General features: G+C 68.1%; 13 protein-coding genes. All 13 read right to left on the bottom strand.

The genetic code is table 11. The annotated features are described in order from the left end of the window. The 13 genes from ACFQS7_RS23710 to nuoH all read right to left on the bottom strand — a co-directional run bounded on the left by ACFQS7_RS23710 (window position 1) and on the right by nuoH (window position 14,141). Window positions 1-1,254 carry a lipoprotein-releasing ABC transporter permease subunit gene (locus tag ACFQS7_RS23710; RefSeq protein ID WP_380069618.1) on the bottom strand — a complete coding sequence of 418 codons (1,254 nt, stop codon included), beginning with the start codon at window positions 1,252-1,254 and terminating at the stop codon, window positions 1-3. Between the two features lie 10 nt (window positions 1,255-1,264). Further along, complete coding sequence (gene proS / locus ACFQS7_RS23705) at window positions 1,265-2,575, bottom strand: proline--tRNA ligase (protein WP_380069617.1); 1,311 nt, start codon at window positions 2,573-2,575, stop codon at window positions 1,265-1,267. Between the two features lie 400 nt (window positions 2,576-2,975). Continuing rightward, entirely contained in the window at window positions 2,976-3,236 is a 261-nt protein-coding gene (locus ACFQS7_RS23700; RefSeq protein WP_380069616.1) for a DUF1467 family protein, read from the bottom strand. Window positions 3,237-3,308: 72 nt separating this feature from the next. Continuing rightward, the gene (locus tag ACFQS7_RS23695; RefSeq protein ID WP_380069615.1) at window positions 3,309-4,895 is read right to left on the bottom strand and encodes a ribonuclease J; all 1,587 of its coding nucleotides are present in this window, start codon (window positions 4,893-4,895) and stop codon (window positions 3,309-3,311) included. A 205-nt stretch (window positions 4,896-5,100) separates the two neighbouring features. Beyond that, a complete protein-coding gene (locus ACFQS7_RS23690) occupies window positions 5,101-5,904 on the bottom strand; it encodes a type III pantothenate kinase (RefSeq protein ID WP_380069614.1) in 804 nt (267 codons plus the stop codon). 5 nt (window positions 5,905-5,909) lie between these two features. Next, entirely contained in the window at window positions 5,910-6,674 is a 765-nt protein-coding gene (locus ACFQS7_RS23685; protein WP_380069613.1) for a biotin--[acetyl-CoA-carboxylase] ligase, read from the bottom strand. Then, complete coding sequence (gene nuoN, locus ACFQS7_RS23680; RefSeq protein ID WP_380069612.1) at window positions 6,671-8,092, bottom strand: NADH-quinone oxidoreductase subunit NuoN; 1,422 nt, start codon at window positions 8,090-8,092, stop codon at window positions 6,671-6,673. The genes ACFQS7_RS23685 and nuoN overlap by 4 nt, the downstream gene beginning before the upstream one ends. Window positions 8,093-8,096: 4 nt before the next feature. Beyond that, complete coding sequence (locus tag ACFQS7_RS23675; protein ID WP_380069611.1) at window positions 8,097-9,608, bottom strand: NADH-quinone oxidoreductase subunit M; 1,512 nt, start codon at window positions 9,606-9,608, stop codon at window positions 8,097-8,099. 2 nt (window positions 9,609-9,610) lie between these two features. Then, entirely contained in the window at window positions 9,611-11,521 is a 1,911-nt protein-coding gene (nuoL, locus tag ACFQS7_RS23670; RefSeq protein ID WP_380069610.1) for an NADH-quinone oxidoreductase subunit L, read from the bottom strand. A gap of 4 nt (window positions 11,522-11,525) precedes the next feature. Further along, entirely contained in the window at window positions 11,526-11,837 is a 312-nt protein-coding gene (gene nuoK, locus ACFQS7_RS23665) for an NADH-quinone oxidoreductase subunit NuoK (RefSeq protein WP_380069609.1), read from the bottom strand. Further along, the gene (locus tag ACFQS7_RS23660) at window positions 11,837-12,529 is read right to left on the bottom strand and encodes an NADH-quinone oxidoreductase subunit J (RefSeq protein ID WP_380069608.1); all 693 of its coding nucleotides are present in this window, start codon (window positions 12,527-12,529) and stop codon (window positions 11,837-11,839) included. Before ACFQS7_RS23660 ends, nuoK begins: the two co-directional genes overlap by 1 nt. A gap of 102 nt (window positions 12,530-12,631) precedes the next feature. Next, window positions 12,632-13,120: an NADH-quinone oxidoreductase subunit NuoI gene (nuoI, locus tag ACFQS7_RS23655; RefSeq protein ID WP_380069607.1), complete on the bottom strand. Its 489-nt coding sequence runs from the start codon at window positions 13,118-13,120 to the stop codon at window positions 12,632-12,634. Between the two features lie 10 nt (window positions 13,121-13,130). Further along, window positions 13,131-14,141, bottom strand: a complete 1,011-nt coding sequence (nuoH, locus tag ACFQS7_RS23650) for an NADH-quinone oxidoreductase subunit NuoH (protein ID WP_380069606.1) — start codon at window positions 14,139-14,141, stop codon at window positions 13,131-13,133. Between the last annotated feature and the right edge of the window lie 4 nt (window positions 14,142-14,145).

Genomic DNA, 14,145 nt, shown 5'->3' with positions numbered 1-14,145 from the left:
TCAGCCATGCCGCAGCGCCTGGGCGGGGTCGATCCGCGCCGCGCGCCAGCTGGGATAGAGCGTCGCCAGCAGCGAGAGGCCGAGGCCCATCGCCAGCACGGTGATCACCTCGCGCGGTTCCACGACCGACGGCAGTTGCGTGAGGAACAGCAATTCCGGCCGGAAGAAGGGCGTGCCCTGCAAGGCCAGCAGCCCGGCCCGCAGCGTGTCGAAATTGGTGGCGATGCCGAGGCCCAGGCCGAAGCCGATCAGCGTGCCGCCGCAGCCCACCGTCGCGCCGCAGAGCAGGAAGATCCGCAGGATGGCGCCGCTGCCCGCCCCCATGGTGCGGAGGATGGCGATGTCCCGCCCCTTGTCCTTCACCAGCATGGTCAGGGAGGAGATGATGTTGAAGGCGGCGACCACCACGATCAGCGTCAGGATCAGGAACATCACGTTCCGCTCCACCACGACGGCGGCGTAGATGCTGCTGTTGGCGCCCTGCCAGTCGGCGATGCGGAAGGGCTGGCCGGCCAGCGCGGCGCGCACCGCGGCGGTGACCGGCGCCACCTGGGTCGGGTCTTCGACCAGCAGTTCGAGCTGGCTGACGGCCTCCGGCAGGCCGAAGAAGTCCTGCGCCGCGCCGAGCGGGACGAAGACCTGGCGGCCGTCGTATTCGGGCATGCCGAGCTCGAACATCGCCACCACGCGGAAGCCGCGCTGTTTCGGCGCCACGCTGAAATCGGCGCCGCGCGCCTGCGGCAGGACCAGGGTCAGCCGGTCCCCCAGCCGCAGTCCCATCCGGTTGGCGAGCCGCAGCCCGACCACCACGGTGTCCTCGCCGCCGAATTCGGCCAGGCTGCCGCGGCGGATGCCCCGCGCGATGGTGCGGCGGGCGCGCAGCTCCTCCGGCGCGATGCCGCGCACCACGCCGCCGCCGGCACCGCCCGATTCACCGGTCAGCAGCACCTGGCCCTCGACGGTGGGGGAGACCTGCTCGATGCCCGGCAGGCCGCGCAGACGCGCCGCCAGGGACGCGTAGCCCGGCAGGGCACGGCCCTTCTCCGGCTGCACCGTGAGATGCCCGTTCAGGCCGATGATCCGCCCGACCAGATCCTGCCGGAAGCCGTTCATCACCGCCATGACGATGATCAGCGCGGCAACGCCGAGCGCGATGCCGGCCAGCGAGAAGGCGGCGGTGACGGAGACGAAGCGCTCCCCCTTGCGGGCGCGCAGGTAGCGCCAGGCCACCATGCGCTCGAACGGCCCGAACATCGGGCGGCGCTCAGGCGCCCTTGATCCGGGCGATGGCGTCCTCGACGGACAGCTCCACCCGCTCGCCGGTGGCGCGGCGCTTCAGCTCGACCATGCCGTTGGCCGCCCCGCGCGGGCCGATGATCGCCTGCCAGGGATAGCCGAGCAGGTCGGCATCGGCGAATTTCGCCCCGGCCCGGTCGGCGCGGTCGTCATAGACCGCATCCGGGTCGAAGGCGGCATAGACCCGCTCGGACAGCGCGTCGGTTCCCGCGTCGCCGACCTTCAGGTTCAGCACCGCGACCTTGAAGGGCGCGACGGCATCCGGCCACCTGATTCCGGCCTCGTCGTGGTTGGCCTCGATGATGGCGCCGACCAGGCGGGAGACGCCGATGCCGTAGCTGCCCATCTCGGGCGCCACCGGCTTGCCGTCCGGCCCCTGCACCGAAAGCCCCATCGCCGCGCTGTACTTGGTGCCGAAATAGAAGATATGGCCGATCTCGATGCCGCGCGCCGAGACCTGCGATTCCGCCGGCACCTGCGCCCAGGCGGCCTCGTCGTGCTTCTCGTCGGTCGCGGCGTAGCGGCTGGTCCAGAAGTCGACGGTGGGCGAGAGGTCGCCATCGTAGTCCACCGGCTTCGACAGCACGTCGAATTCCAGCAGGTCCTTGTGCAGGAAGACCTGGCTCTCGCCGGTCTCCGCCAGGATGAGGAATTCGTGGCTGAGGTTGCCGCCGATCGGCCCGGTATCGGCCTGCATCGGGATCGCCTTCAGCCCCATCCGCGCGAAGGTGCGCAGATAGGCGACGAACATCTGACGATAGGATTTCTGCGCCCCGGCATAGTCCAGGTCGAAGGAATAGGCGTCCTTCATCAGGAACTCGCGGCCGCGCATGACGCCGAAGCGGGGGCGTACCTCGTCCCGGAACTTCCACTGGATGTGGTAGAGGTTGCGCGGCAGGTCGCGGTAGCTCCGCGCATAGGTGCGGAAGATCTCGGTGACCATCTCCTCGTTGGTCGGGCCGAACAGCATCTCGCGGTCGTGCCGGTCGCGCAGCCGCAGCATCTCGGGCCCGTAGGCGTCGTAGCGGCCGGACTGCTTCCAGAGATCGGCGGTCTGGATCGTCGGCATAAGGATTTCCTGGGCACCGGCGGCGTCCTGCTCCTCGCGGACGATCTGCTCGACCTTCTGCAGCACCCGCCAGCCCAGCGGCAGCCAGGCATAGATGCCGGCGCTGGTCTGCCGGACCATGCCGGCGCGCAGCATCAGCCGGTGGGAGGCGATCTGCGCCTCGGCCGGGGTTTCCTTCAGCGTGGGCAGGAAGGCGCGGGACAGGCGCAAGGCGGACTCCTGGGAGCGATCTGCGATCCCTTTAGCGCGAAACCGGGGCCCGGCACGAGGGGTGGGGCTCGGCCCTGCGTCCCGCAATTTTCTTTCCTTGCTGCGGCGCACCACGAACGAAGGCGAAAGAATTCCGCCAGCCCGCTTGCGTTTCCGCTTGGCCCAGGGGTCGGACTGCTATAGACAAAAAAAGGGCCGCACCCATGGGGTACGGCCCGAGTTTAGGGAGGAAACGCCAGTCACACGGCAGAGAGAGGACCAACCTCTCTCTGGAAGCATGGTGACGCGGAGACCCAACGCCGGACAACGGCTAAGGCTGCTGGAAAAGCGGAAAAAAAGGGCTCCCAGGCGCAAACTGCTCAGACCGAAGGCGACACCAGCTAAATGGCCGGAAAGTCGCTCATTTTTCCGGCAATGCCAGCCAACCCGTCCGGAAACTGAGCCAATCACTCTCGGCCAAAAAATAGATTCCCAGCCAAAGTACCACCGACACCGCGGTGGTGATCGCCACCTTGCGCAGCAGCCGCGGATTCTCCGGCGCACCGCGCCAGCCGGTCGCCGAATCGCCGTCCGGATTAGGCCGCGTCCCGATCGGCAGCACCGCAAAGAGCGTGAGCCACCAGACCAGGAAAAAGACGACGATTCCGCTGACCCAGCTCATGGGGCACTCCGGGGTGGTGCGGCAGGGGAGAAGCCGGCCGGGCCCTCGGCCCGGCCGCGACGCAGCGGGGCGCTAGACCCGCAGCAGGTGGACCTCGACATTCGGCCGCTTGCGCAGCCGCCTGCCGATCGCCTTGCGCAGCACCGCCCGCGCCGCCTCGCGCAGCGCGTCATCCTCCCGCCGCAGCCCGTTGGGCAGCTCGCCCACCGCGCGCGCCAGGTCGGCCGCCAGCTGCGCACCGATATGCTCGTCGCCATCCAGCAGACCGGGCGCCGAGACCACCGGCGTGCCGCGCACCCGCCCGGCCTCGTCGACGGCGAAGGACGCCATGACCACGCCGTTGAACAGCATGCGCTTGCGCGCCGCGAGCACGCCGCCGTTGATCGGCAGCAACCGGCCGTTGTCGACCGCCAGCCGACCCGTCGGCACGCCCTCGACCACGTCGGGCCGGCCCGGAGCGAGCTGCAGGACATCGCCATCCTCGACCAGCACCGGGATGGCCTGCAGCTCCTTGGCCAGGGCCGCATGCTCCGACAGGTGCCGCCATTCGCCATGCACCGGCACGGCGTATTTCGGCTTCACCAGCTGATAGAGCCGCCGCAGTTCGTCCCGCGCCGGATGGCCGGAGACATGCACCATGTGGTCGTCGGCGGTCATCACCTTGCAGCCGCGCCGGGCCAGCTGGTCTTGCAGCAGCAGGATGCCCCGCTCATTCCCCGGAATCATGCGAGAGGAGAAGATGACCGTGTCGCCCTCCCCCAGCGCGATCTGCGGATGGGTATCGGCACCGATCTTGGCCAGCGCGGAACGCGGCTCGCCCTGGCTGCCGGTGCAGATCAGCAGGAGGTTGTCGTCGGGGATGAAGCCCGCCTCGTCCTCCGGCACATAGGGCGGGATGTCGGTGAGGTAGCCGCATTCCCGCGCCGCCGCCTCGGCATTGCGCAAGGACCGCCCGAACAGCGCCACCTGGCGCCCGGCCGCCATGGCCGCCCGGGTGATGCTCTCGACCCGGGCCACGTTGGTGGCGAAGCAGCTGACAGCGACCCGGCCCTTCAGGCTGCGGATGATGGCGGTCAGGTTCCGCCGCACCTCGGCCTCGGAGCCCGAATGCCCCTCCACCAGCGCATTGGTCGAATCGCAGACCATGGCAAGGACGCCCTCCTCGCCCAGCCGGGCGAAGGCGGCCTCGTCGGTCGGCTCGCCGATCAGCGGGTCGGGGTCCAGCTTCCAGTCGCCGGTATGGACGACGATGCCGTGCCGGGTGCGGATGGCGACCGCCTGGGCCTCCGGCACCGAATGGGCGACGCGGAGGAATTCCAGGTCGAAATTGGGCAGCTTGATGCGGCCGCTCAACGGCACCGTGGTAATCTTCGCCTCGCCCAGCAGCCCGGCCTCGCCAAGCTTCCGCCGCAGCACGGCGGAGACGAAGGGCCCGGCATAGATCGGGCAGCGCAGCATCGGCCACAGATGCGCCACGGCACCAACATGGTCCTCGTGCGCATGGGTGATGACCAGACCGACCAGCCGGTCCCGCCGTTCGGCGAGCCAGACCGGGTCCGGCACCATCACCTCGATCTCGGGATTTTCCGGGCCACCGAAGCCGATGCCGCAGTCGATGGCGAGCAGTTTGCCATCGCAGCGGTACACGTTGAGATTCATCCCGATCTCACCGGTACCGCCAAGCGGAATGAATGCGAGGTCACCGGCCGGATCGGGTCCGGCCGTCGTCATGTAATCGTCCATACCTGTCCCTAGGACTGCGCCAGCCCCAGGAGAGGGCGACCAGGCCTAGCCTTATCGTTGCAAACGCGATGCAGTTTCCGGCCGCATCCTGGTCCAGGGCGGGCCGGAAGCTGCCTCGCGCTCAAAGGGCGTCGCGCAGCACCGTCCTTTGCAAGGTGGGGACCGGATTGCGTTCCGCCAACAGGCGAAGCCCTTCCAGCGTGATGTCAGGGTCGATCTTTTCGATGATGGTCGTACCTTCGGAAAACAGCGGGGCGAGTCCGCCGGTGGCGACCACCTTCAGATGCGCCTCGTACTCCGCCTGGATGCGGCCGACGATGCCCTCGATCAACCCGACATAGCCCCAATAGATGCCGGACTGCATGGCGGCCACCGTATCACGACCGATGACCGCCTGGGGCCGACCAATGCCGATCCGCGGCAGCCGGGCGGCGGCCTGGTGCAGGGCCTCGAGCGACAGGTTCACCCCGGGGGCGATGACGCCGCCCAGATAGGCGCCGTCCTTGTCCACCACGTCGAAGGTCGTGGCGGTGCCGAAATCGATGACCACCAGCGGGCCCTGGTAGTGGTGGTGCGAGGCCAGCGAGTTCAGCAGCCGATCGGCGCCCACCTCCTGCGGCCGGTCCACCTTGATCTGGAACCCCCAATCCACCGCTGCGCGGGCAATCAGCGGCTCGACCCCGAACCATTCCCGCGACAGGCGGCGCAGGTTGTAGAGCGCGGCCGGCACCACGGTGCCGATGGCGCAGCGGTCGATCTCGGCGACCTTCAGGCCGGCATGCTGGAACAGCGCCAGCAGCCACACCGCATATTCGTCCGAGGTTCGGTCGGGGCGGGTGGCGATGCGCCAGCGGCCGCGCCATTCCGTGCCGTCGTGTACGGCGAAGACCACGTTGGTGTTTCCCGCATCGATCGCGAGCAGCATGGCGCTCAGGCCTCTCCCTGGGACAGGATCTCGCCGGCAGGCACGGCCCGGCGGACCCCGTCGATATCGAGCAGCAGGCTGCCATCCTCGGCGAGGCCTGCGAAGAGCCCGCCACCGGGCAGGCCGCGGAGGGTGATCCGCTCCCCCTCCCCCGGGCCGAAGCGGCGCCAGGCGGCGCGGACCGGGGCGAAGCCCTCGGCCGCCTGCACCGCCCGCCAATGGCCGAGCCGGGCGAGCAGCCGGGCGGCGAACGCCTCCGGTGGCCCGGCACCATCGAGCGTCGCGGTCGGCCGGTCCGCCAGGCTGGGCGCATGCGCCAGGTTGACGCCGATGCCAAGCGTCAGCCAGTCGATGCCGCCCGCCGGGGTCAGCGCGGTCTCGGCCAGGATGCCGGCGCATTTGGCGCCGCGAAGCAGCAGGTCGTTCGGCCATTTCAGCCGCAGGGCAGCGGGTTCGCCGATGGCGGCGGCCGCGGCCTCGGCCAGGGCCAGGCCGGCCAGCAGGCTCCATTGCGGCGCCTCCCGCGCCGGGCCTGCCGGCCGCAGCAGCACGGAGAGATAGAGGTTGCCCGGCGGCGAAGCCCAGGCACGGCCGGACCGCCCACGCCCCGCGGTCTGCTCCCGTGCCAGGATGGCGAGGCCCTCGGCCTCCCCCGCCTCGGCCCGGCGCAGCAGCAGGTCGGCGGTGCTCGGCAGCGTCGCGTGCAGCTCGAGACGCCAGCCAGGCGGCAAGGCCGCGGCAGCGGCCCCACCCTGGCCGGAGGCGCTCACCCCAGCAGGGCCGCGGCGGCGGCCGCGGCCGCGGCCAGCATCGGCGCCGGCCACAGCGCGAACAACGCGGTGAACAGGCCGGTGCCGGCCATCACCATGGTGAGGCTGGTGGACGCAGGGTCGAGGCTGCCGACCGGCGCGTCGAAATACATCACCTTGACGATGCGCAGGTAGTAGTAGGCCGAGACCACGCTGGTCAGCACGCCGACCACCGCGAGCGTCCAGAAGCCGCCCTGCACCGCAGCCAGGAAGACGTAGAGCTTGCCGAAGAAGCCGGCGAGCGGCGGGATGCCGGCCATCGAGAACATGAAGATGGCCATCCACATCGCCGTCACCGGATCGGTGCGGCCGAGGCCGGCGAGGTCGTCGATGCCTTCCACCGACCTGCCCGCGCGCCGCATGGAGACCAGCACCGCGAAGGTGCCGAGGTTCATGAAGACGTAGATCGCCATGTAGACCAGCAGGCCGCGCAGCCCGATGTCGCTGCCGACCGCGAGGCCCATCAGCGCATAGCCGACATGGCCGATCGAGGAATAGGCCATCAGCCGCTTCAGGTTCCGCTGCCCGATCGCGGCGAAGGCGCCGAGGATCATCGAGCCGAGCGAGACCAGCAGGATCACCTGCTGCCACTGCGCCACCAGGTCGCCGAAGGGGCCCAGCAGCACTCGGGCCAGCAGGGCGATCGCCGCGACCTTGGGGGCCGAGGCGAAGAAGGCGGTCACCGGGGTCGGCGCGCCTTCGTAGACGTCCGGCGTCCACATGTGGAAGGGCACCGCCGAGACCTTGAAGGCCAGGCCGGTGATGACGAAGACCACGCCGACGATGACGCCGGCCGAGACGCCGTTCGGCTCGGAGAAGGCTTCGCCCAGGCGGTCGAAATTCGTGGTGCCGGCGAAGCCGTAGACCAGCGAGCTGCCGTAGAGCAGCAGGCCGGAGGCCAGCGCGCCGAGCACGAAATACTTCAGCCCGGCCTCGGCCGAGCGACCGTTGTCGCGGTTGAAGGCGGCGAGGACATAGAGCGGCAGCGACAGCAGCTCGAGCCCCATATAGAGCGAGAGCAGGTCGTTCGCCGAGATCATGACCATGGCGCCGAGCGTGGCGAACAGCATGAGCACGGGGAACTCGAAGCGCGCCATGCCTTCACGCTCGTTGAAGTCGAGCGAGAGCAGGATGCCGACGGCGGCGGCCGCCAGCGCCAGGAACTTCATGAAGCCGCTGAAGGCGTCCGAGACGTAGTGGCCGCCGAGCGCGGTGCCCTCCGGCTGGCCGAGCACCAGCATGGCGGCGAGCAGCAGGGCGCCCACGCAGGCCATGGAGACCGGGAAGAAGGTATCCTTCCTGGGGATCACGCCGGCGAGGAGGATGACGAGGCCGGAGACGGCGAGCACCAGCTCCGGCAGGGCAAGGGTCCAGGTCATCGGCTTACATCCCCGCCAGGCGCGCGGCGCCGAGCGCCGCCTCATGCCGCGCCACCAGGTTGGCGACGGTGGCTTCGAAGAAGGAGAGGAAGGACTGCGGATAGATGCCCATCCACAGGGTCAGGACGATCAGCGGCGCGAAGACCACGTATTCCCGCGGGCTGAGGTCGAGCAGCGCGCGCAGGTCGTCCCGGGTGACCTTGCCGAAGCTGACCCGGCGATAGAGGTACAGCATGTAGCCCGCGCCGAGCACCATGCCGGTCGCGGCGCCGAAGGCTACCCAGGGGTTCACCTTCCAGGCGCCGACGATGACCAGGAACTCGCCGACGAAGTTGGCGAGGCCGGGCAGGCCGATCGAGGCCATGGTGAAGAGCATGAAGACCAGGGCATAGGCCGGCATGATCCCGGCGACGCCGCCGTAGCGCAGGATGTCGCGGCTGTGGACGCGGTCGTACAGCACGCCGACGCAGAGGAAGAGCGCGCCGGAGACGACGCCATGCGCCAGCATGGTGAAGAGCGCGCCGGAGAGCCCCTGCTGGTTCAGCGTGAAGATGCCGATCGTCACGATGCCCATATGGGCGACCGAGGAATAGGCGATCAGCTTCTTCATGTCCTCCTGCGCGAGCGCCACGAGGGAGGTGTAGACCACGGCCACGACCGAGAGGACGAAGATCAGCGGCGCGAAGGTGGCGGTCGCTTCGGGCAGCAGCGGCAGGGTGAAGCGGAGGAAGCCGTAGGCGCCCATCTTCAGCAGCACGCCGGCCAGGATGACCGAGCCCGCGGTCGGGGCTTCGACGTGGGCGTCCGGCAGCCAGGTATGCACCGGCCACATCGGCACCTTCACCGCGAAGGAGGCGAGGAAGGCGAAGAAGATCCAGGTCTGCGCCGCGCGCGGCACCGCCTGGTCGAACAGATCCGGGATGTCGGTCGTGCCGGCATTGTACCAGAGGTACAGGATCGCCAGCAGCATCAGCACGGAGCCGAGCAGCGTGTAGAGGAAGAACTTGAAGGCGGCATAGACCCGCCGCGGCCCACCCCAGACGCCGATGATCAGGAACATCGGGATCAGCACGGCTTCGAAGAAGACGTAGAAGACGATGAAGTCGAGCGCGGCGAACATGCCGACCATCATCGTCTCGAGGATGAGGAAGGCGATCATGTATTCCCGCACCCGGGTGCCGATCGACTCCCAGGAGGCCAGGATGCAGAGCGGCGTCAGCGCGGTCGAGAGCAGGACGAACAGCACCGAGATGCCGTCCACGCCCATGTGGTAGCCGACGCCGAATTCCGGCAGCCAGGAAAGCTTCTCCTCGAACTGGAAGGCGGCCGAGGACTGGTCGAACTTGGCCCAGAGGATGAGGCTGAGCAGGAAGACGATCAGGCTGGTCCAGAGTGCGGTCCAGCGGGCATTGCGGGCGACGACCTCCTCGTCACCGCGCACCGACATGATGATCAGCGCGCCTGCCAGCGGCAGGAAGGTGACGAGCGAGAGCAGCGGGAAGCCTGCGGCGTTCATAATCAGCGCCCGATCAGGAAGAGGGAGACGAAGACGACGAGGCCGATGATCATGGCGAAGGCATAGTTCGCCACGCGGCCGGTCTGGATGCGCACCGCGCCGCGCGACACCTGGACCGCGAGGTCGGCCGCACCGTTCGGCATGCCGTCGATGATACGGGCGTCGCCGGTCTTCCAGAAGACCTCGGCGAGCCGGCGCGCCGGCCGGACGAAGATCGCGTCGTAGAGCTCGTCGAAGTACCACTTGTTCAGCAGGAACAGGTAGACCCCGCGGAAGCGTGCCGCGATCTGCGCCGGGATGCCGGGCGCCACCATATACAGCAGGTAGGCGAGCGCGATGCCGGCCACGCCCATGACGGTTGGCGCCAGCGGCACCCAGTCCGGCACCTCGTGCATCGCGTGCAGGATGTGGTTGTGCTCGCCGTTGAAGATGGCGCCGTGCCAGAAGTCGTGCGCGTGCTCCCCGATGAAGAGCGGCGCGAAGAGATAGCCGGTCACCACCGCGCCCGCCGCCAGCAGCAGCAGCGGCACCAGCATGACCAGCGGGCTCTCGTGCACATGCTCCATCGTGTGGTGATCCGCCCGCGGCGCGCCGTGGAAGGTCATGATCAGCAGGCGCCAGGAGTAGAAGGCGGTCAGGAAGGCGGCGACCAGGCCCATGACGAAGGCGTAGAAGCCGACGGCGCTGTGGCTGGCGAAGGCGGCTTCCAGGATCGCGTCCTTGGAATAGTAGCCGGCGAAGAAGGGGATGCCGGCCAGCGCCAGGCTGCCGATCCACATGACCGCGTAGGTCACCGGGATCTTGGTCCAGATGCCGCCCATCCGGCGCATGTCCTGTTCGTCCGACATGGCGTGGATCACGCTGCCGGCCGAGAGGAACAGCAGCGCCTTGAAGAAGGCATGGGTGAACAGATGGAACATCGCCACCTGATAGGCGCCCACGCCGGCGGCGAAGAACATGTAGCCGAGTTGCGAGCAGGTCGAGTAGGCGATCACCCGCTTGATGTCGTTCTGCACGCAGCCGATGGTCGCGGCGAAGAAGGCCGTGCTGGCGCCGACGATGGTGACGATGGACAGCGCGGTCGGCGCATACTCGAAGACCGGCGACATCCGGCAGACCAGGAAGACGCCGGCCGTCACCATGGTGGCGGCATGGATCAGCGCGGAGACCGGCGTCGGCCCCTCCATCGCATCCGGCAGCCAGGTATGCAGGCCGAGCTGCGCCGACTTGCCGCAGGCGCCGAGGAAGAGCAGCACCGCGATCAGCTCGATGGCATTGACGCCGAGGAAGAGGTCGTCGGTGTGCTCCGGGACCGCCGGGAAGATGGTGGCGAATTCGATGCTGCCGAAGACCAGGTAGGTCAGCGCCAGGCCCAGCATGAAGAACACGTCGCCGACGCGGTTGACGATGAAGGCCTTCATCGCCGCGCGGTTGGCGCTCTCGCGGTCATACCAGTAGCCGATCAGCAGATAGCTCGCGAGGCCCACGCCCTCCCAGCCGAAGAACAGCTGGGCGAGGTTGTCGGCGGTCACCAGCATGAGCATCATGAAGGTGAAGAGCGACAGGTAGGCGAAGAACCGCGGCGGCGTCGCGTCGTGCGACATGTAGCCGACCGAGTAGATGTGGATGAGCGTCGAGATGAAGGTGACCATGGCCACCATGACGACGCTCAGCGTGTCGTAGCGGAGCGCCCAGGAAACCTCGAGCCCGCCCACGTCCATCCAGGTCCAGATCGGCTGGACCACGGGATGGCCGCCCAGTGCCACCTGGCCGAAGGCCAGGACGCCGCAGATGGCGGCCAGCACCATGCAGAGCACGGACGCCCATTGGGCGAGCCTGTCGCCGAGCCAGCGGCCGAACAGGCCGCTGACGGTGGCCCCCAGCAGGGGGAAGAAGATGGCGCCGACGAACATGGCCTCAGCCCTTCAGGGTCGAGATATCCTCGACCTCGATGCTGCCGCGGTTGCGGAAGTAGATGACGACGATGGCCAGGCCGATCGCCGCCTCGGCGGCCGCCACGGTCAGGACGAACATGGCGAAGACCTGACCGGTCAGGTCGTCCAGCCAGGCGGAGAAGGCGACGAAATTGAGGTTCACCGCCAGCAGGATGAGCTCGACGCTCATCAGGATGACGATGACGTTCTTGCGGTTGAGGAAGATGCCGAAGACGCCAAGCACCAACAGGATGGCGCCGATGGTCAGGTAATGCGCGAGGCCGATGGTCAGCATCAGTGGTGCCCCCCGTGGCCGTGGCCGCTGTCATGCGTGACCTTCGGCGCCTCGGCTTCCGGCTCCGGCGGACGGCGAATGCCGAGCGCCTTGATGCCGGCGCCGGTCGACACCTTCTCCATGCTGATCGAGCCGGTGCGGGAGACCTGTGCGCCGATGTCCTGCCGGCGGGTGCCCGGGCGTTCGCGGTGGGTCAGCACGATGGCGCCGATCATGGCGACCAGCAGGATCAGGCCGGAGGCCTGAAACAGGTAGACGTAGTCGGTGTAGAGGATGCGGCCGATCGCCTCGGCATTCGTCACCGTCGCACCCGGGTTGGGCGAGAGCCGCAGGTCGTCCGCCTGGTCGGCGAAGGTCCAGCTCCCCAGCACCAGCACCAGTTCGAGGAACAGGATGCCGCCGACCACCGCGCCGACCGGGGCATAGCGCTGGAAGCCCTCCCGCAGCCGGGCGAAGTCGATGTCCAGCATCATGACGACGAACAGGAACAGCACGGCGACGGCGCCGACATAGACGATGACCAGGATCATCGCCAGGAACTCGGCCCCGGCGATCAGGAACAGCGCCGCGGCATTGAAGAAGGCGAGGATCAGGAACAGCACGCTGTGGACCGGATTGCGCGCCGTGACCACCATGACCGCCGAGGCGATCAGGATGGCTGCGAAGAGATAGAAGGCGAGCGCGGCGATCATCGCGTGCCTCCAGGCCGTTGCTGCATCATGGCATCGTCCGGTGTGGCGCCGTACGGGCGCGGTAGACAGGGACCGGGCCGCTTGCGGCGGCCCGGAAGTAGGTCAACGGTAGGGGGCATCCAGCTCGAGCCGTTTGGCGAGCTCGGGTTCCCACCGGTCGCCGTTCGAGAGCAGCTTGGCCTTGTCGTAGAGCAGCTCCTCGCGCGTCTCGGTGGTGAACTCGAAATTCGGCCCCTCGACGATGGCGTCCACCGGGCAGGCTTCCTCGCACAGGCCGCAATAGATGCACTTCACCATGTCGATGTCGTAGCGCGTGGTACGGCGGCTGCCATCCTCGCGCGGCTCGGCCTCGATGGTGATCGCCTGGGCGGGGCAGATCGCCTCGCACAGCTTGCAGGCGATGCAGCGTTCCTCCCCGTTGGGGTAGCGGCGCAGCGCGTGCTCACCCTTGAAGCGGGGCGAGATCGCGCCCTTCTCATAGGGGTAGTTGATGGTGACCTTGGGCTTGAAGAAATAGCTCAGCGTCAGCGCCATGCCGGAGACGATCTCCGACAGCAGCAGGCTGCGCGCGACGCGATCGAGGGTTGCCATGGTCCGATCCTTACGCCGGCAGCCAGCCGGCCAGCTTGAGCACGGCCGCGGTCAGCACCAGCCAGACGAGGCTGAAGGGGAGGAACACCTTCCAGCCGAGCCGCATCAGCTGGTCGTAGCGGTAGCGCGGGAAGGTCGCGCGGACCCAGATGAAGGTGAAGAGGCAGAGGCAGATCTTCAGGATGAACCAGATCGGCCCGGGGATCCAGGTGAACGGCTCGATCGCCATCGGCGGCAACCAGCCACCGAGGAACAGGATCGTCGTCAGCGCCGACATCAGGATCATGTTGGCGTATTCGCCGAGGAAGAAGAGGGCGAAGGCCATCGAGCTGTATTCGACGAAGAAGCCCGCCACCAGCTCGGACTCGCCCTCCGGCAGGTCGAAGGGCGCCCGGTTGGTCTCCGCCAGGGTGCTGATGAAGAAGATGACGAACATCGGGAAGAGCGGGATGAAGAACCAGACCTTCGTCTGCGCCCGCACCACCTCCGACAGGTTCAGCGAGCCGACGCAGAGCAGCACGGTCACGATGACGAAGCCCATCGAGACCTCGTAGCTGACCATCTGCGCCGCCGAGCGCAGCGCGCCGAGGAAGGCGTATTTCGAGTTCGACGCCCAGCCGGCGATGATCACGCCGTAGACGCCGAGCGAGGAGATGGCGAACAGGTACAGCACGCCGACATTGATGTCGGCGATCGCCCAGCCGTCGTTCACCGGGATCACCGCCCAGGCCAGCATCGCCAGCATGAACAGCAGCATCGGCGCCAGGATGAAGAGGAAGCGGCTCGCCCCCGAGGGGATGATCGTCTCCTTCATCAGCATCTTGATGGCATCGGCGAAGGGCTGCAGCAGGCCGAAGGGGCCGACGATGTTCGGCCCGCGGCGCATCTGCATCGCCGCCAGCACCTTGCGCTCGGCCAGCGTCAGGTAGGCGACGCCCAGCAGCACCGGCACCAGCAGCGCCAGCGTCTGCGCCACCGTGATGGCGAGGATGCCGATGGGGGAAGCGAGGAAGTCGTCCATCGAT

Origin of the sequence: Dankookia sp. GCM10030260 (genome assembly GCF_042666655.1) — a bacterium.
Lineage (GTDB): Bacteria > Pseudomonadota > Alphaproteobacteria > Acetobacterales > Acetobacteraceae > Paracraurococcus.
This window is presented reverse-complemented; position numbering and strand designations above follow the sequence as displayed.